Source organism: Pseudomonas fluorescens (assembly GCF_000802965.1).
Taxonomy (GTDB): Bacteria; Pseudomonadota; Gammaproteobacteria; order Pseudomonadales; family Pseudomonadaceae; genus Aquipseudomonas; species Aquipseudomonas fluorescens_A.
Genome location: NZ_JSAK01000004.1, coordinates 67,193 through 83,788 on the forward strand (window position 1 = coordinate 67,193; position 16,596 = coordinate 83,788).

The following is a 16,596-nucleotide window of genomic DNA, read 5'->3' on the forward strand; positions in this document are numbered from 1 at the left end:
GAGTGAGTAATGGGCGCACAGTGGAAGGTTAAACACAAAGAAGCGGCAGCCAACGCCAAGGGCAAGATCTTCGGCAAACTGGTGAAAGAAATCACCATCGCTGCGCGCAACGGTGCCGATACCGCCACCAACGCACACCTGCGTCTGGTGGTTGAACAGGCCAAGAAAGCTTCGATGCCCAAGGAAACACTGGATCGCGCCATCAAGAAGGGTGCGGGCCTGTTGGGCGAAACCGTGCAATACCATCGCGTGACCTACGAAGGCTTCGCGCCGCATCAGGTGCCGCTGATCGTTGAATGCGTGACCGACAATATCAACCGCACCGTGGCTGAAATCCGCGTCGCGTTCCGCAAGGGCCAACTGGGCGCTTCCGGTTCGGTGGCCTGGGACTTCAACCATGTGGGCATGATCGAAGCCTCGCCGGACAGCCCGGACGCCGATCCGGAGATGGCTGCAATCGAAGCGGGCGCTCAGGATTTTGAGCCAGGTGAAGACGGCGCAACCCTGTTCCTCACCGAACCTACGGATCTGGACGCGGTACAGAAAGCCCTGCCAGAGCAAGGTTTCACCGTGTTGTCGGCCAAGCTGGGCTACCAGCCGAAAAACCCGGTCAGCGGCCTGAGCGATGAGCAGATGGCTGAAGTCGAAGCCTTCCTCGAAGGCCTCGATAACCATGATGACGTGCAGGACATGTTTGTCGGGTTGGCGGGTTAAGCCGAACCGGTTTTGATCTGACCTGTGGCGAGGGAGCTTGCTCCCGCTGGACGGCGAAGCCGTCCCCAAAAGCGGCGGCTGCTTCGCAACCGAGCGGGAGCAAGCTCCCTCGCCACAGAGTTCTAGCGGTTGGAGTCAAGCACTTCTAACGCCCGAACAACCTCACCAAACCCCGGTCGATTCAACACATCCGCCTGACAGCAGCGCTGCTGCAAATCTTCCAGTCGCATGCGCGTCTCATCACTCAACCCCGAATCGATCCGCTCCAGCAATTCCCCCAACAAAACCCCGAACGCCCGCACTTCAATGCGTTGCAAGGCACGGCTCTCCAGGTTGTCCGCCGTGGCATGGAAAGACGCCGCGCCAAAGTCGCCCAGCAGGCAATCGCCATGCTCGTTCCACAGAATATTGTGGCCGTAGAGGTCACCGTGGGTAATGCCCTGGTTGTGCAGGTGCTCGGCCACCGAAGCGATGCCACGGGCGATGCGCAGGGCGGCTGCGGCACTGAACCGGGTGTCGTCGGCGTAGACGTCCCGGCTGCAGGACGCCAGGCTCGGCAGTCCGGCGAGGTTGCGATAGCTCGGCTCGATCAACTGCATCACCAGCCCGGCCGTTTGTTGCGGATGGTCGACAATCTGCCCTTCAACCCGGATCAGGTTAGGGTGAATGCCAGCGGTGATGCAGGCGTTCATTTCGTGCAGCGGCGAGCCATCGCTGGTCATTTCACCCTTGTAGAGCTTCACCGCGACCGGGGTGGTGGATTGGTCCGGTTTTGTCCATGTAGCCCGATGGATCACGCCTGAGGCGCCTTCACCCAGTTGCCGCTCAAGGTGCAGATCCGACCAGGGAATACTCGCCGTCGCTTGCAGGGCGGCTTCGGTTTCCAGCGGGTTGCCGGCGTAGGCCAGCCAGGTCAGGCTCGGCAGGGTCAGCAGCCATTCCGGCAATTCGGTCAGTTGGTTGGCGGCGACGCGGATCAGCTCGAGTCGATGGCAGTCACGCAGACTCTCTGGCAAACGCTGCAACTGATTGCCGGCGAGCATGAGTTTTTGCAGGTGCGGGCGTTCGCCCAGTTCGCTTGGCAGCTCACGCACGCAGTTGTCGGTCAGGATCAGCCAACGCAGCAACGGCGGCAGCGCCTCGCCCGGCACACGTTCGATGCGGTTGGCCTTGAAGCCGACCATGGTCAATGTCGCGCATTGACCCAGGCAGACGGGCAGCTCGGTAAACCGATTGTCCGAACAGAACAGCACGCGCAAACGGGTCAGACGGTGCAAGTCATCGGGCAGGCTGCTCAAGGCGTTGCCACTGAGGTTGAGTACTTCCAGGGAATCGGCGAGGTCGAAGATTTCCTGGGGGAACTCTGTCAGGCCGTCGCTGAGGTCCAGGCGAGTGATGCCTGCCAGCGTGCCGGCGCGCAGTTGGGCGAGGGTGTGCATGAACGGGGTTCGCTATTGATCGAATGAATGGGCGGCATGATAGCCGAGTGGGCCAAATCGCACCTGGAGCTGCCGCAGGCTGCGATCTTTTGATCTATACCTATTCCTCCCGCACTTCCACCAACTGCCCCAACCGACTACGCGTCCGCGCCAGGTCGATGGCATCGCCGCCCAGGCTTTCGCATAACGAGCGTTCCCCAAGCAGAATCAGATGCTTGTCCTGATCGTACAAAACATCGATCAGGTTGATGAAGCGCTGCTGGGCGGCAATCGTGCAGTCGGCCAGGTTCGGCAACTGGTCGATGATCCAGTAATCGAAGCGCCGGCACAGTTCCAGGTAATCCATCACTGCCGTCGGGTGGTCGCACAGATCGGCGAAGGTAAAGCCGATGGTGCGTCCTTCGCAGTAGCGGGCGGGTAAATGGCGAGTGCCGACGGGCAGCGCAATGGCCGGCGCATCGGCGGCTGGCAGGTTCGACGCCCGACGCTGCGACAGCGAAGCAGGCCAGACGTATTGGCCCTGGGTAAACACTTGCTGCGCATGGGTCCTGGCCTGACTGCGGTAATCATGCGGTCCGCCGACTTCCATGACCTGCATGCGCGCGTTGATCAGGTCGATCACCGGTTTGAAGCGCGCGTGGTAGAGCGGGTTGGGCAGCAGGCCTTCCGGCGGGTAGTTGGAGGTGACCAGTAGCAATATACCCCGGCGGAACAACGCCTTGAACAACCGCGTGATGAGCATCGCGTCGCCGATGTCATGGACGTGAAACTCGTCGAAACACAACACCCGACAATCGCGCAGCAGCTCATCCAGCGTGGTCGACAGTGCGTCCGGCTGGTCGCGATGGCTGAACATGCCCTGATGCAACCGGGCAAAAAACTCATGGAAGTGCAGGCGCTGTTTTTCCGCGAGGGGAACGGCCTGGAAAAAACCGTCGAGCAGCCAGCTCTTGCCACGACCGACGGCACCATGCAGGTAGAGTCCGGGCAGGGTTTTCGCGCCGGCACCCAGCAGCGTCGTGGCGTGTTGCGCCATGCAGTCGATCACGCGTTGTTGGCTATGGCTGAGGGTGTAGCCCTGGGAATGGGCCTTGTGGTGAAAGTAGTCGTGGATGACCCGACCCGTCGCGACACCACTGGCGGGCGCAGCCTTGCCGAAGAGGCGGCGCAGTGACGGCCAGCGTGGTGTGAGACGCGAGCGGTTGGGCGGTCGAACGGTCACTGTAATGTCATCCCCATCTTCAGGCAGGCTCCCGACCTGCGGCGGCATAGTGTAACCAGAGGGGGGAATTCGCTTCCAGTTGTGTACGCGGGACTAAAGGCGTTTCTTGGACAAGATATTGCGGTGTGTACAGTTAATTTCGCGCTACTTCGCGGTGGATTTCAGTCGTGATCAGACAAAATCACTTCTCTTTTAAGCAACCGATTTCGCGACCTGACTGGCGAATTTCCGACGCATTGCTAACCTGTTTTTTACAGGACACCCCACAAAAGGAACGGGGCCGTGAATGGACGTTTGCTGTTGGCAGTCATGGGCGCAGGGCTCAGTGCGACGGTGTTGGCCGCCGATCTCCAGGTGCAGGTGCGGGTCGATGTGCAGCGCGGCTGCCAGTTGGTCGGGCAGCAACGCAACGCGGGCGTCGAGCAACTGGGTGTGCTCGATTTCGGCAGTACCGCGCGGTTGGATGATCCCGCCGGGCCGCTCGGCGCGGCACTAATGAACGAGCGCCTGCCACGGCTCGAATGCAACCCTGATACCCCTTATCAATTACGCGTCGATGGCGGCCTGCATGGCGGCGTTGGCGACGTGCGTTACATGGCGGGGAACGCCGAACACAGCAAACCCATTCCTTATCGGCTCTATCAGGACCCGGCGCGGCGCATTCCGCTGGCGGTGGATGTGCCGATCAGCGGCCGTGTGCCGGACACCGGCTCGGTGGATTTGCCCTTGTATGCCCGCATCGAACCCTTGGCGGAGATTCCCAGGGTCAGCCGTTACTCGGACCTGGTGAAGGTCACTGTCAGCTGGTAAGCGCATTCGCAGCAATCAGTCCGGCGCAGTCCGGGTTGTGCAGGGAAGGGGGCGTTCGCGGACAAGCGACCGTTTTTTCAATCCTGGAGGCATTGGGATCGGCGTGATGACAAGCATGTTCTTGAGGGTTATCACCGCGAGCGCACTGGTCTTTCCGGCCGTTGTCGCGCAAGCGGCCGTCAGTGGGCAGATCCACGCGCGACTGACCATCACCGCCGGTTGCGAAGTGACCAATGGCGCCAGTTCCGATAGCCCGGTCAGCGACTTCGGCACCCTCGATTTCGGCGCGCAAGGACCGACCTGGGACAACCCGATCAAGGCCAGTCTCAGTGAAAACGCCAGCGGCAAGCTGAACGTGGCGTGCAATCCGTCGGTCACCGGTTTCACCGTCACCATCGATGGCGGCACCCATGGCGACGGCACCACCCGGCGCTTGAGCAACGGTGCACGAACCATTCCCTATCAGTTGTTCCTCGATGCCTCCGGCAACCGGAGCTACAGCATCGGCCAACAACACAATTTCGCTGTCACCAGCGGGGCGCAGGTACCGATTCCGGTATTCGGCTCGGTGGTGGCGAATACGCGCGCGCTACCGGCCGGTGTCTATACCGACACCCTGACGGTGACGCTCGACTGGTAAACCTGTAGAGGACGGACACCATGCACACGTTTGTATCAAGGATAGGTTTGTCATTGCTTGGCCTGACGCTGGCGTCCGGCGTTCAGGCGGCCACTACGGTCACCGGCCAGATCACCTCCAGCCTGGTCCTGACCAGCAGTTGTCAGGTCAACGGTGCCAGCGGTTCCAGCAACCTTAATTTCGGTACGTTGAACTTCGGCAGCACCAACAGCCTGTTCACCACCAGCAACGCGCAAGTCCTGGGCGGTGGTGGCGGGGCACTGTCGATTCTCTGCTCCAGCGGCACCACGCCAACGGTCAAGGTGCGCGCCGGTGCCAACGACGGGAAATCCCCCGGCGGTACTCGCGCGTTGTTCGACGGCGTAGCCAATTACGTGCCTTACGACCTGTACACCGACGCCGGGCACTCGCAGCTGTTGGCGATTGACGGGGTGATCAACCTGGCTGCCAGCACCGGCGTGGCGCAGACCGTGAACATCTACGGTCAGGCGGTGGGCAAGGCCGGACTGCCGGCGGGCACTTACTCCGACACCATTTCCGTTGAACTGACGTTCTAGGGTGATGAATCGCCATGGCGGTGCCGCGCTGCTGTTGCTCTGCGCCGGTGCTGTGCCGTTGCCGCTGGCGGCGGTGACCAGTCAGAGCTTCCAGGTCAGCGCCACGGTGACACCGGGTTGCCTGGTGGTCGGCGGGGTTTCCAACTACGGCAGCCTGAATTTCGGCAACCAGTCCGCGCTGGCCACGGGCACGGTGCAGGTAGCGTTGACCGGCGCAGTGCAGTTGCAGTGCACGCCGGGCGTGACCCTGAACATGACGGTCGATGGCGGTCAGTACAACAGTGGCGGGCGGCACATGCAGCTTTCTACCGGCAGTAACCGCGTGGCCTATGCGTTGTTTCGCGACGCGGCGTACAGCCAGAGCCTGGGAATCGGCCAAAGCGTGGCGGTGGCTTACAGCGATGCCAACAACATCCGCCTGCCGATTTACGGTCAGGTGCAGTTACCGGGCAATCAGCCTGGGGGGACGTACAGCGATGTGCTGCAGGTGCAGCTGTCGTGGTAACGGGACGGTTTGATCATAAGGAGTTGACCTATGTATCCACCTTCGCAGCGACTGTCGGTCGTGTTTTTTACGGTGTTGGCGCTGCTGGGGGCGGGCAGGGTTCAGGCGGCCAGTTCAGTACTGATCTGGCCGATCGATCCGGTGCTGGAGGCTGACCAACAGGCCAGCGCCTTGTGGCTGGAGAATCGCGGTAACGAGACCGCCAACCTGCAAATTCGCGTGTTTGCCTGGAGCCAGAGCGGCTTCAGCGATCAATACCAGAACCAGCGCGACGTCATCGGCAGCCCGCCGGTGGCGAAGATCGAGCCGGGCCAGAAGCAGTTGGTACGCCTGACCCGCACCCGCGATATTCCGCCGGGGCAGGAGCTGGCCTACCGCATCATCATTGACGAAATTCCATCGGCGAAACCGCCTGCCGCTGAAGACGGCAAAACCGCCGCAGCGATTCGTTTTCAGATGCGCTACTCGGTGCCGCTGTTTGCCTACGGCGCCGGCCTGTGGAGCAAGGAAGACACCACCCGCCAACGTGATCCCAAAGGCGTGGGCCTGCCGGATTTGAGCTGGCGCACGGTCGCGGTGGACGGGCGTTCCTATGTGGAAGTGCGCAATCAGGGCGCGGTGCATGCGCGCCTGACCGACGTGGCACTCAAGCAGGGCGGCCAGTCCAAGCCATTGGTGGACGGATTGCTCGGCTACGTGTTGCCCGGCGCCATCATGCGTTGGCCCGTGCCCGGCCCGATTGCCGGCGACCCGGCGTTGCAGGTGCGGGTCAATGGTGCGCCGCAGGTTCAAAGTATTGCGCCCGCACGGTGAAGCACCTGTTTTTTGTGGCGAGGGAGCTTGCTCCCGCTGGGCTGCGAAGCGGCCCTACTTACGAGCCGCAAGCGTTGCCTGATACACCGCGTTGAATGGATTGACGGCTGCTGCGCAACCGAGCGGGAGCAAGCTCCCTCGCCACAGGTGTAAGTGCAGTCAGGTGAGGTAGAAGGAGGACAAGGTCCAATGACGGACAGGCAGCGCTAATGGCCCACGCTTTGGCTCGCAGTCTACGGTGTCCGTTATGGGCCATGTGCTGTGGATGTTGCCTGGTGGTCAATCATCACGCAGAGGCCGGTGACCTGCCGCCTCCGCCCAGTGGCATGGAGGCTGTGGCCGATGCGCAGTTGTTTCTCGAACTGGTGGTCAACCAGATGAATACCGGCCGGGTTGTGGCGGTCGAGCAGCGCCACGGGCAGTTCTTCGTGCCGTCCAGCGCGTTGCAGGAGACCGGCATGAAATTGCCCGCCGACATCGGCGCCGAAGTCGGCCTCGACAGCCTGCCGGGCCTGCACAGCGAGTACGACAGCAATGGTCAGCGTCTGCTGATAGACGTCCCGCCAGACTGGCTGCCGGAGCAGTTTATCGGCCGCCGCGAAGCCTATCCGCGCACCCCGGCCCTGAGCAGTTTTGGCGCCTTATTCAACTACGATCTGTACCTCAACGACACCGATGATGCTGGCACCTACCTGGCGGCGTGGAACGAAGTGCGGCTGTTCGACAGTTGGGGCACGTTGTCCAACACAGGGCAATACCGCCGCACAATGGCGGGTGATTCGCTCAACGCGCTGGACAATCGCTACCTGCGCTACGACACCACCTGGCGCTTTTCCGATGACGAGCGCTTGTTGACCTACGAAGCCGGCGATCTGGTCAGCGGTGCCTTGCCCTGGACCAGTTCGGTGCGCATGGGCGGGGTGCAGTGGTCGAGGGATTTCGCGGTGCGTCCGGATCTGGTGACCTATCCCTTGCCGCAGTTCGCCGGGGAGGCTGCGGTGCCGTCGTCGGTGGATCTGTTCATCAACGGCTACAAATCCAGCAGCGCCGACCTGCAACCGGGCCCCTATACGCTGACCAATATTCCGTTCATCAACGGTGCCGGTGAAGCGGTGGTGGTGACCACCGATGCCTTGGGCCGACAGGTCTCCACCACCGTGCCGTTCTACGTCACCAGCACGCTGCTGCAAAAAGGCTTGAGCGATTTTTCCGTGGCCGCCGGCACCTTGCGTCAGGACTACGGTCTGCGCGATTTCAGTTACGGGCCCGGTGCCACATCCGGCAGCATGCGTTACGGCCTGAGCGACAACTTCACCGTGGAAAGCCACGCCGAAGCCTCGGACAGCCTGGCCCTTGGCGGCGTCGGCGGCAATGTACGCCTGGGCAATTTCGGCGTGCTCAACACCGCCATCAGCCAAAGCCGTTTCGAGGGTGACAGTGGTCAGCAACTGAGCCTCGGTTATCAGTACAGCAGTCAGCGCTACAGTTTTTCCTGGCAACGCCTGCAACGTCGCGATCGATACGCCGACCTGACGCTGGTCGACAGCGCCTACACGACGCTGAGCAAACGCAGTGAACAGGCGACCCTGAGCCTGAACCTGGACGATTGGGGCAGCCTGGGCGCCGGTTACTTCGACGTGCGCGCGGCGGATGATTCGCGCACCCGTTTGCTCAACCTGACCTGGAGCAAACCGTTGTGGCGCAGTACCAGTTTCTACCTTTCAGCCAACCGCGAAATCGGCGACAGCAATTGGGCGGTGCAGGCGCAACTGGTGATCCCGTTCGACCTGCGTGGCAGCCTGGCCATCAGCAGCGAACGCAGCAACACCGGACAAACCCAGCAGCGGGTCAATTACAGCCGCGCCGTGCCCACGGAAGGCGGGGTCGGTTTCAACCTGGGTTACGCCCAAGGTGATGGGCCAGCCTATCGTCAGGCCGACGTCACCTGGCGCCTGCAATCGGTGCAATTGCAGGCCGGTGTCTACGGCAACAGCGACGCCGAAACCCGTTGGGCCGATGCCAGTGGGTCGCTGGTCTGGATGGACCGCCAAGTGTTCGCCGCCAATCGTATCGACGACGCCTTTGTGGTGGTCAGCACTGATGGCTACGCGGATATCCCCGTGCGCTACGAAAACCAGCAGGTCGGCCAGACCGATCGCAACGGCCATTTGCTGGTGCCGTGGAGCAGCGCCTATTACCGCGGCAAATACGAAATCGATCCGCTGAACCTGCCGGCCAACGTGCGCAGTCCGAACGTCGAGCAACGCATCGCGGTGCGCCGTGGCAGCGGTTATCTGCTGGAGTTTCCACTGAGCCGGGTGATTGCCGCGAGCATCGTGCTGGTGGACGCGCAGGAGCAGAACCTGCCCTTGGGCAGCGGCGTGGTGCACCTGCAAAGCGGCACGCAAACCGTGGTGGGTTGGGACGGTCTGGTGTACCTGGAAAACCTGCAGCCGCAGAACAGTTTGCAGGTGAGTCTGGCGGATGGGAAAACCTGTCAGGTGCAATTCGCCGTCGACGCTCAGCAGGATCAGATCCCGCTGATCGGGCCATTGGTGTGTCAATGAAAATCCTGAAGTGGCTGATGCTGTTGGCTTTGTGGCTGCCGGGTTCGGCATGGGCCTTGTGCTCGGTGGTCGGTACCACACCGGCAGCGTTCGGCACGGTGAGTTCGATTGCCGTGCGCAACACTTCGCAGCCCAGTTCCACATTGAACGGTGGCTTGAGTTGCACGGGTTCACTGCTGTCATTGCTGACCAGCAGCGACCACTTCTGGGCCACCGTCACCTCGACCCAGAGCGGTTTGCGCGGGCCCACTGGCGATGTCATTGGCTACACGATCTACGCCAACAACAGCACTGCTTTCCCAATAACGCGCGGCACGGCCTACGACTTCGCCCGCAACGGCATTATCGATGCCCTGGGATTGCTCGGCAGCGTGGTGCCGAAAACCGTCCCGCTTTACTTCGGCACGATCACTGGCAGCAACGTTGCGGCCGGGGTTTATACGGAAACATTGAGCATTTTCTGGAACTGGAACTACTGCTCGGGCATCGGCGTTGGCAGCGTGTGCCTGGGCCGCGACGTCAATAACGGCACCACCACGCTGACTGTCAATTTGACGGTCACCAATGACTGCCTCATCACCGCGCCCAACATCAGTTTTGGCAGCGCGCCGGTGGTCAGCGCTTTCACGGCGGTCACCGGGCAGACCATCAACCTGAACTGCACCAAGGGCAGTGCGTACACCGTGGGTTTGAATGACGGGCAGAACGCAGCGAGTGTGGGAGGGCGCCGACGGATGATTTCGGGGAGCAATTACCTGGCGTATGACATTTTCAAAAGCGCCGGTTCGACCCGCTGGGGGAATGTGGCCGGGGCGCGTCGGGCCAGCTCGGATGCGGAGGTCAATCCGGGTAACGGGTTGGGTAATGGCAGCCAAATCTTCAATTACAACGCGAAGATTTATACCGATCAGAGCACACCGCCGGCTGGAACCTATGTGGACAATGTGATTCTTGATGTGGGGTTTTAGGAAAAAGATCGCAGCCTGCGGGGGGACGCGTACCTGTAGGAGCCGGCTTGCTGGCGATGGCGTTGGGTCAGGCGCTGCGATGTCCACGGACTGACCGCAATCGCCAGCAATCCGGCTCCTGCAGGGAAATGGCGATATCAGAAATTCACAGTCTGCCTGAGCATCTGCGCCGCCGGCGTATCCGCCGGGCTGACCATCGCATAGTTATAACCACCCCCCGACCAGTACTCCGCCTGCAACCCGTCATCACGCCGACTACCGCGCGGCAGCAGGAAGTTTTTCGGTCCCGGCGGGCGCACGTAGAAGCTGATCTTGTGCCCGCCTTGATCCTCGTAAACCACCATCGCCGCCGGTCCTTGTTCGGTGCTGAGCAAGCGCCCGCTGACCGGTTTGAACCCGGCACCGGCCAGGTCGGGCAAGCGATTGGCCTGGGTGAAATAGCGGTCAAGCCAACCCTGCATATCACCGTCGTCGCTAGCCTTGTAGTCCGCCGGAAGGAGGCCTTGCTGGGCAATCAGACGGTAAGCCTGCAAGGCATCGGCCATCGGCAGCGAGCCACTGGCGAGCGTCATTTCCCGCGCCTGCCAGCCACTGAAACCGCCCACGCTGACGGCGATCAGCAACATCGCAGCACTCGCGAGGTGGCGACGGGACTGGCGTTTCAGACGTTGGCGAATCAGCCCAGGGTCGAGGTCCGGGTTGGAAGGCTGCTTCAATGCACCGCTCAGGGCTGCACGCAGTTGCTGGGCATCCTGCTGCCAGGCGCGCACTTGTGCGGCAACTTGCGCGTTGCTCGCCAGATAAGTCTCCACGAGCGCGCGGTCGGCGTCGTTGAGTTGGTGGTCGACGTAAGCGTGCAGGTCGCGCTCGCTCGGGGGCATGCTGATCATTTGAGTCTCCGCAGGGAAGGGCGGGTGATTTCGCCATCGCTGAGTTGGCGCAGAGCCTGGCGGGCTCGGGACAGGCGGGACATCACGGTGCCGGTGGGTACGTCGAGAATCTCGGCGACCTCTTTGTAGCTCAGGCCTTCCACCGATACCCAAAGCAGCAGCGCGCGCTGTTCGGTAGGCAGTTGATCGAAGGCGTTGAGGGTCGATTGCGCAATAACGGTGCGCTCCACGGAAGGCTGCGCATCGTCGCGCCCGGTAAAGAATTCGAGCATCCGCGCATAGCGTCGGGAGCGCCGGTGAGCGTCGAGAAACTGCCGATAAAGAATCGAAAACAGCCAGGCGCGCAGATCGCCATCGGGTCTTTTGTCGCCCCAGCGAGACAACGCCCGCTCCAGGCACGACTGCACCAGATCGTCAGCACTGCTGGGGTTGCGCGTCAGTGACACGGCAAACCGGCGCAGCCTGGGAATGATTTCTCTCAGTTGTTCGTCGATGTCATTCATGAAGTTCTGACTAGTCACTACGCTGTGGACTAGGAAGACGCCCGATAACGGAGGTTATTCCACGCCTGAAAAAATAAATACCGCACGATGGAATAAACCCTCGTGGGGTTCGTCTGCTTGGTTCTTCTCACTTGTGGCCGATGGCCCTGGAGCTCTTCATGGTAGATCGATCATCACCGCCCACCCGGCCACCCCTGAGTACCGCGAGTCTGATTTTTCGTCTGGCGGGCATCGCCGTGGTCGTCGCCGTCGTGGCCGGGGCGTTTGCCTACGTCAACGGCACGCTTGACCCACAGCGCCTGACGCCGAAAAAACTCATCAATGTGCTGGAAACCAACAACGGCGTGCATCCCGGATTCCGCCGTAATCATTCCAAGGGCGTGTGCGTGATCGGCCATTTCGAAAGCAGCGGCGAGGCGCGCAGCTTTTCCACCGCCCAGGTGTTCAACGAGGCGCGGACCCCGGTGGTGGGGCGTTTCGCTTTGCCGGCGGGTAATCCGTATGCGCCGGACAGCGCCGTGCCGATCCGCAGCCTGGCGTTGCGTTTCAATCAGGCCAACGGCCAGCAGTGGCGCACCGGGATGAACAGCATGCCGGTGTTCCCGGTGGGCACGCCCGAGGCGTTCTATCAATTGCAGCAAGCGCAATCGCCGCTTCCGAGCACTGGTAAACCGGACCCTGCGGCGGTGCCGGCGTTCTTTGGTTCGCACCCGGAAGCCGCGCCGTTCCTGGCCTGGATCAAGACCGCCAAACCGTCGGCCAGCTACGTGACGGAAACCTACAACAGCGTCAACGCGTTTTACCTGGTAAACGCCACCGGGCAACGCCAAGCAGTGCGCTGGAGCATGGTGCCCGTGGCTCAGGACGCACCGGGCGCCACGGCAGCGGAAGGCAGTGACTATCTGGAAAAAGACCTGGTTCAACGCATCGCCGCCGGGCCGTTGCGCTGGAATTTGAACATCACCCTGGCCAACCCCGGCGACCCGGTCAACGACGCGAGCAAGGCCTGGCCCGAAGGCCGCAAGGTGCTGAACGCCGGCACCCTGGTCCTTGAAAGCACCCAGCCACAACTCAATGGCGAGTGCCGTGACATCAACTACGACCCGCTGGTGTTGCCGGCCGGGATCGAAGGTTCCGACGACCCGCTGCTCGCCGCGCGTTCCGCCGGTTACGCCACGTCCTACCTGCGTCGCACCAGCGAAGTCAGCCAGTTACCCGCCGCCAAACAGGAGGCCAAGCAATGAGCGCCCAACCGAACCACTTCGTTCCACTGGCGCGTCTGCTGCACTGGCTGATGGCGCTGATGATCATTGCCATGCTGTTTATTGGCGCGGGGATGGTGGCGTCCGTGTCAGAACGCCATGAGTGGCTGATCAATCTGCACAAGCCATTGGGCGTTGCGATTCTGTTGCTGGTGATCGTGCGTCTGGTTGTGCGTTTTTCCACCACACAACCGCCGCTGCCGGCGGACCTGCCGAGCTGGCAAGTGCTGGCGGCGAAGGCATCGCATGTGTTGCTGTACGCCTTGATGCTGGTCTTGCCGCTGCTGGGCTGGGCGATGATTTCGGCGTCGGGTGAACCGGTGATGCTCAGCAATTCGCTGCAGTTACCTTCGTTCGTGTCGGCAAATGCGCAGGTGTTTGCGTTCCTGCGCAAAGCCCACGGATACCTGGCGTATTTGCTGTTTTTGACGGTGTTGCTGCATTTGGCGGCGGCGTTGTTTCACGCCTGGGTGCGGCGTGATGATGTGCTGGACAGCATGTTGCGGGGTAAGGATCACCCCTGAACTGCGCGATACATACGGCCTATGCAGGAGCTGCCGAAGGCTGCGATCTTTTAATCTTGATCTTTAAAAGCAAAGTCAAAAGATCGCAGTCTGCGGCAGCTCCTACAGTTTGATGTGTTCCCCTACCTGTCAATGTTGACAGTTTCGCCCTCTCCAAAAGACGCGTTCAATGCTCAAAGACTGCAGTGACCGGAATGAGGTCAGTCGAACAGCACTGATCTTGTTATTCAGGGAGATGAATCATGTTCAAAATTGCAGGTGTGCGTTGTATGCGGGGTGTTTTTTTCGCACTTTCAATTGGGGCGTTGGCTGTTCTGCTAGGCGCCTGTGCACATTCACCGATGAGTGAGGAAAGTAAACAAAAAAGTTGGGTGGTCGAGCGTGTAAATGAAAAGAGTACAGCCGAGCTGTACGAGGATTTGATAGCGCCAGCGGTTTTCGAAAGATCAAGTTCAAAAGTGATTGATGGTTATACAGTAGAGAGCGGTAATTTACTGATGCCGGACAAGACAGTAGGGTCATTGGTTACGGTCAGGTCTGGTAGTGGGAGTTTGACTGCATTTATAGAGAGCTCCTCAAGAAAGGGAGTGCTCGTGATTAACAGTAAAGGTGAAAGTCGTTTTACGCCCTATACCTCTAAAGATTATTCAATACTCGACACAGTGCCAGGAGAGGCGTTGGAGAGAACTGTCGAACCAGCGAAAGCAGCAGATGAATACGCGATTGATATGTTGATTGGGTACTCGCGCGAAGCAGTATTAGTTGCTGGTGGTGATGCGACTTCCAATGCGTTGGCTCAGGTGGAAAGTGTGAATTTGGCATTGCGCAACTCGCTTGTTAATAATGTTTTTATGAGGTTGGCAGGGGTGCAAATAGTTAATACGAATTACTCAATGACAACCGAGACTCTAAGACAATTACCAGGAATACTTTCGGTCGGGACGCAGGCATTTAGACCGGATATGTTTTTTGGTGTTTTCGCTCCCCACCCAGATGATACCGCCGCTGGATGGGGAACTACTCCGGGCAGGGCGGCTATCGGTCATGTTAGTGACGGTTGGATATTTCGCCACGAGATTGGACATAACTTAGGTGGTATTCACTGCCCTGAACTGTTCGGTGGTTATAAGTTTGGCTTCAATAATGGTAAATCTGGAACTATTCAATGCGGAGAAGACAGTCCTTTCTATTCAACTCCGCAGGTGAAAGATGCGCATGGCCTGCCTCGAGGCAACGTAATTACTGCTGATATGTCCAGGATGTGGCGTGAATCTGGTCCGAGGTTATCTTACTATGCTCTACCTTTTGTAGGGGAGCGGTTTTCATTTCAAAGCCTGAACGGCTCTTCGGATTCGATTCTAGAAATCAGGATGCCTGCCAGGTACCAAGCTGGCGTTGTTGCCTTGAACAGCGCTGAAGGTCCAACCGAATTAGCACCCGCTCCAAAAGGATATGCGCGATTGACAGTGAAATTGAAAAATGATGCGGGTGACGAACGAGAGGTTAATTTACGGGCGGAGCGATTTATCGGCGGATGTGAGTGGTTTGCTATGAATGCATATGTAGCATGTCCTTTTTCAGGAAGTACTGCTAATAAGCTTTATTTAAAACTAAGCTATAACGTCGGTGATAATCCGACATTGCCAGCTTCAGTTTATAACGGGGTTTTGAGATTGGAAGCTCGGAATTTACTTGGCAGTTGGAGGGCGCCTGTTGTTGTACTTATGTCAATTGCTGGTGGTCGCTAAGGTACTTTTGGCGGGCCGCGAGGTATCAATTGGCCTGACCTTCAAGAAGGTCAGGCCTGAAAAACGTTAATTTACCGCAGCGTATCAACCATCTCCGCCACAGTCGTCAAAACATCCTTCCCCAACTGCTTCGACCGCTTCCCCGACCACCCCGTCAACGGATTCGGATGATCGTCGTGATCTTTGAACGGCATTTCCAGGGTCAGCGACAGGCAGTCGTACTTCTGGCCAACGCTGTTGCATGCCAGGGTCATGTTGGCTTTACCCGGTTCGTCGCGGGTGTAGCCGTGCTTGGTCTGGAAGTCTTTGGTGGTGCGCTTCAGGTGGCTACGGAAGTGCTCTTCGAGTTTTTCGATCCGTGGCGTGTAGCCTGGATTACCTTCGCACGCGGCCGTGAACACATGAGGGATTTCCTCGTCACCGTGTACGTCGATGAACAAATCGACGCCGTACTTTTCCATCTGCTGCTGTACGAAAAAGACTTCCGGGCTGATTTCCGGGCTGGCGTTCTGCCAGGCGCGGTTCAGGTCCTGGCCCATGGCGTTGGTGCGCAGGTGACCGTGGAAGGCACCGTCCGGGTTCATGTTCGGTACCAGGTACAGATCGGCGCTGGCCAGCAGTTTGTTCAGCACCGGGTCGTCGCGATGTTCCAGGCGTTCGATCACGCCTTCCATGAACCACTCGGCCATGTGCTCGCCCGGATGTTGCTGGGCGATGATCCATACCTTGCGCTGGCCTTCGGCGCCGGTGCCTTTGCGCAGTAACTGAATGTCGCGACCTTCGACGCTCTTGCCGGTGCCCAGCAGTTCGGTGCCGGCCTTGGTCAGTGCCTGCTCGATCAGCCAGTCGTGACGACCCCGGCTGTAGGGTTCGAAATAGGCGAACCAGGCGTGGGTCTGGGTGGCTTCCAGGCAGAAGCGCAGGCAGTCGCCTTCGAAGATGGTCGGTACGCGGAACCAGTTAACGTGATCGTAAGAGGCGACGGCTTGATAACCGTCCCAGGCCTTGTTGTAGGAAGACTGACTGGCATTGTTCAGACGAAACCAGTGTTCTTGTCCGACGTGCAGGCCGCTGGCTTTGAAGTGGAACCATTGGAAGTGGTTGCTTTTGGTATCGGGGCGGATGGCCAGCAGTGGCTTGAGCGGGTCGCTGAGGTCGATAACCTGGATGTTGCCGCTGTCGAAATTGGCACTGATGTTGAGTTTAGCCACGGTCGGGTTCCTGTTTGAGATTTTATGGCGGCTACTTTACACGCAAGACAAGGGGGTTAGCAGCGCGGGAAAAATCGATTCATCCTCACCGTTAAGCGCTTCTTCAAGCGTAGCGATCATCCGTGTTACCACCAGCACCGTTTTGGGTCCGCCAGGTTACAGAATGGGGCGTTTCAACTCGCTTCGGTCAGGCGTCGGTACTCTAAGTCGGCACCCTCACTCC

16 protein-coding genes are annotated in these 16,596 nt (G+C 59.8%); 11 read left to right on the forward strand and 5 right to left on the reverse strand.

Translation table 11 applies throughout. The features are described from left to right. Positions 1–9: 9 nt before the first annotated feature. On the forward strand, positions 10–714 hold the full coding sequence (locus tag NL64_RS03930) for a YebC/PmpR family DNA-binding transcriptional regulator (RefSeq protein WP_034146852.1): 705 nt from the start codon (positions 10–12) through the stop codon (positions 712–714). Between the two features lie 122 nt (positions 715–836). Here NL64_RS03930 and NL64_RS03935 read toward each other — a convergent pair whose 3' ends face one another. Both NL64_RS03935 and zapE read right to left on the reverse strand, forming a co-directional pair. After that, positions 837–2,153 carry a leucine-rich repeat-containing protein kinase family protein gene (locus NL64_RS03935; RefSeq protein ID WP_034146853.1) on the reverse strand — a complete coding sequence of 439 codons (1,317 nt, stop codon included), beginning with the start codon at positions 2,151–2,153 and terminating at the stop codon, positions 837–839. Positions 2,154–2,253: 100 nt separating this feature from the next. Further along, positions 2,254–3,375 carry a cell division protein ZapE gene (gene zapE / locus NL64_RS03940; RefSeq protein WP_034146982.1) on the reverse strand — a complete coding sequence of 374 codons (1,122 nt, stop codon included), beginning with the start codon at positions 3,373–3,375 and terminating at the stop codon, positions 2,254–2,256. A gap of 309 nt (positions 3,376–3,684) precedes the next feature. Here zapE and NL64_RS03945 point away from each other — a divergent pair, with 309 nt between their 5' ends. The 7 genes from NL64_RS03945 to NL64_RS03975 all read left to right on the forward strand — a co-directional run bounded on the left by NL64_RS03945 (position 3,685) and on the right by NL64_RS03975 (position 10,235). Then, positions 3,685–4,185, forward strand: a complete 501-nt coding sequence (locus NL64_RS03945) for a Csu type fimbrial protein (protein ID WP_437176909.1) — start codon at positions 3,685–3,687, stop codon at positions 4,183–4,185. Positions 4,186–4,291: 106 nt separating this feature from the next. Continuing rightward, positions 4,292–4,825 (forward strand): Csu type fimbrial protein, encoded by a 534-nt coding sequence (locus NL64_RS03950; protein ID WP_034146855.1) that lies wholly within the window; start codon positions 4,292–4,294, stop codon positions 4,823–4,825. A 20-nt stretch (positions 4,826–4,845) separates the two neighbouring features. Next, on the forward strand, positions 4,846–5,382 hold the full coding sequence (locus NL64_RS03955) for a Csu type fimbrial protein (protein WP_034146856.1): 537 nt from the start codon (positions 4,846–4,848) through the stop codon (positions 5,380–5,382). 4 nt (positions 5,383–5,386) lie between these two features. Beyond that, the gene (locus NL64_RS03960; protein WP_034146857.1) at positions 5,387–5,887 is read left to right on the forward strand and encodes a Csu type fimbrial protein; all 501 of its coding nucleotides are present in this window, start codon (positions 5,387–5,389) and stop codon (positions 5,885–5,887) included. 30 nt (positions 5,888–5,917) lie between these two features. Next, positions 5,918–6,700 carry a fimbrial biogenesis chaperone gene (locus tag NL64_RS03965; protein WP_034146858.1) on the forward strand — a complete coding sequence of 261 codons (783 nt, stop codon included), beginning with the start codon at positions 5,918–5,920 and terminating at the stop codon, positions 6,698–6,700. Between the two features lie 209 nt (positions 6,701–6,909). Continuing rightward, positions 6,910–9,267, forward strand: coding sequence for a fimbria/pilus outer membrane usher protein (locus NL64_RS03970; RefSeq protein ID WP_034146859.1), 2,358 nt, complete (start codon positions 6,910–6,912; stop codon positions 9,265–9,267). Continuing rightward, positions 9,264–10,235 carry a Csu type fimbrial protein gene (locus tag NL64_RS03975; RefSeq protein WP_034146860.1) on the forward strand — a complete coding sequence of 324 codons (972 nt, stop codon included), beginning with the start codon at positions 9,264–9,266 and terminating at the stop codon, positions 10,233–10,235. The genes NL64_RS03970 and NL64_RS03975 overlap by 4 nt, the downstream gene beginning before the upstream one ends. A 137-nt stretch (positions 10,236–10,372) precedes the next feature. Here the strand turns inward: NL64_RS03975 and NL64_RS03980 are convergent, their stop codons facing one another. Both NL64_RS03980 and NL64_RS03985 read right to left on the reverse strand, forming a co-directional pair. Further along, complete coding sequence (locus tag NL64_RS03980; protein ID WP_034146861.1) at positions 10,373–11,125, reverse strand: anti-sigma factor family protein; 753 nt, start codon at positions 11,123–11,125, stop codon at positions 10,373–10,375. After that, positions 11,122–11,628: a sigma-70 family RNA polymerase sigma factor gene (locus NL64_RS03985; protein ID WP_034146862.1), complete on the reverse strand. Its 507-nt coding sequence runs from the start codon at positions 11,626–11,628 to the stop codon at positions 11,122–11,124. The genes NL64_RS03980 and NL64_RS03985 overlap by 4 nt, the downstream gene beginning before the upstream one ends. A 158-nt stretch (positions 11,629–11,786) precedes the next feature. On the opposite strand from NL64_RS03985, the gene NL64_RS03990 reads away from it, so the two are divergent. From NL64_RS03990 to NL64_RS30000, 3 genes are all read left to right on the forward strand, one after another. Then, positions 11,787–12,872: a catalase family peroxidase gene (locus tag NL64_RS03990; protein ID WP_034146863.1), complete on the forward strand. Its 1,086-nt coding sequence runs from the start codon at positions 11,787–11,789 to the stop codon at positions 12,870–12,872. Beyond that, on the forward strand, positions 12,869–13,414 hold the full coding sequence (locus NL64_RS03995) for a cytochrome b (protein WP_034146864.1): 546 nt from the start codon (positions 12,869–12,871) through the stop codon (positions 13,412–13,414). The genes NL64_RS03990 and NL64_RS03995 overlap by 4 nt, the downstream gene beginning before the upstream one ends. A 242-nt stretch (positions 13,415–13,656) precedes the next feature. Beyond that, on the forward strand, positions 13,657–15,162 hold the full coding sequence (locus NL64_RS30000; RefSeq protein ID WP_155292711.1) for a hypothetical protein: 1,506 nt from the start codon (positions 13,657–13,659) through the stop codon (positions 15,160–15,162). A gap of 71 nt (positions 15,163–15,233) precedes the next feature. Here NL64_RS30000 and NL64_RS04000 read toward each other — a convergent pair whose 3' ends face one another. Then, positions 15,234–16,373 (reverse strand): M14 family metallopeptidase, encoded by a 1,140-nt coding sequence (locus tag NL64_RS04000; RefSeq protein ID WP_172668641.1) that lies wholly within the window; start codon positions 16,371–16,373, stop codon positions 15,234–15,236. Positions 16,374–16,596: the final 223 nt, after the last annotated feature.

Excerpts from the sequence above, each read along its gene's own strand:
- NL64_RS03930 (WP_034146852.1), top strand. The coding sequence starts at position 10 with ATGGGCGCACAGTGGAAGGTTAAACACAAAGAAGCGGCAGCCAACGCC.
- NL64_RS03935 (WP_034146853.1), bottom strand. The coding sequence starts at position 2,153 with ATGCACACCCTCGCCCAACTGCGCGCCGGCACGCTGGCAGGCATCACT.
- NL64_RS03945 (WP_437176909.1), top strand. The coding sequence starts at position 3,685 with ATGGGCGCAGGGCTCAGTGCGACGGTGTTGGCCGCCGATCTCCAGGTG.
- NL64_RS03950 (WP_034146855.1), top strand. The coding sequence starts at position 4,292 with ATGACAAGCATGTTCTTGAGGGTTATCACCGCGAGCGCACTGGTCTTT.
- NL64_RS03955 (WP_034146856.1), top strand. The coding sequence starts at position 4,846 with ATGCACACGTTTGTATCAAGGATAGGTTTGTCATTGCTTGGCCTGACG.
- NL64_RS03960 (WP_034146857.1), top strand. The coding sequence starts at position 5,387 with ATGAATCGCCATGGCGGTGCCGCGCTGCTGTTGCTCTGCGCCGGTGCT.
- NL64_RS03965 (WP_034146858.1), top strand. The coding sequence starts at position 5,918 with ATGTATCCACCTTCGCAGCGACTGTCGGTCGTGTTTTTTACGGTGTTG.
- NL64_RS03970 (WP_034146859.1), top strand. The coding sequence starts at position 6,910 with ATGGCCCACGCTTTGGCTCGCAGTCTACGGTGTCCGTTATGGGCCATG.
- NL64_RS03975 (WP_034146860.1), top strand. The coding sequence starts at position 9,264 with ATGAAAATCCTGAAGTGGCTGATGCTGTTGGCTTTGTGGCTGCCGGGT.
- NL64_RS03980 (WP_034146861.1), bottom strand. The coding sequence starts at position 11,125 with ATGATCAGCATGCCCCCGAGCGAGCGCGACCTGCACGCTTACGTCGAC.
- NL64_RS03985 (WP_034146862.1), bottom strand. The coding sequence starts at position 11,628 with ATGAATGACATCGACGAACAACTGAGAGAAATCATTCCCAGGCTGCGC.
- NL64_RS03990 (WP_034146863.1), top strand. The coding sequence starts at position 11,787 with ATGGTAGATCGATCATCACCGCCCACCCGGCCACCCCTGAGTACCGCG.
- NL64_RS03995 (WP_034146864.1), top strand. The coding sequence starts at position 12,869 with ATGAGCGCCCAACCGAACCACTTCGTTCCACTGGCGCGTCTGCTGCAC.
- NL64_RS30000 (WP_155292711.1), top strand. The coding sequence starts at position 13,657 with ATGTTCAAAATTGCAGGTGTGCGTTGTATGCGGGGTGTTTTTTTCGCA.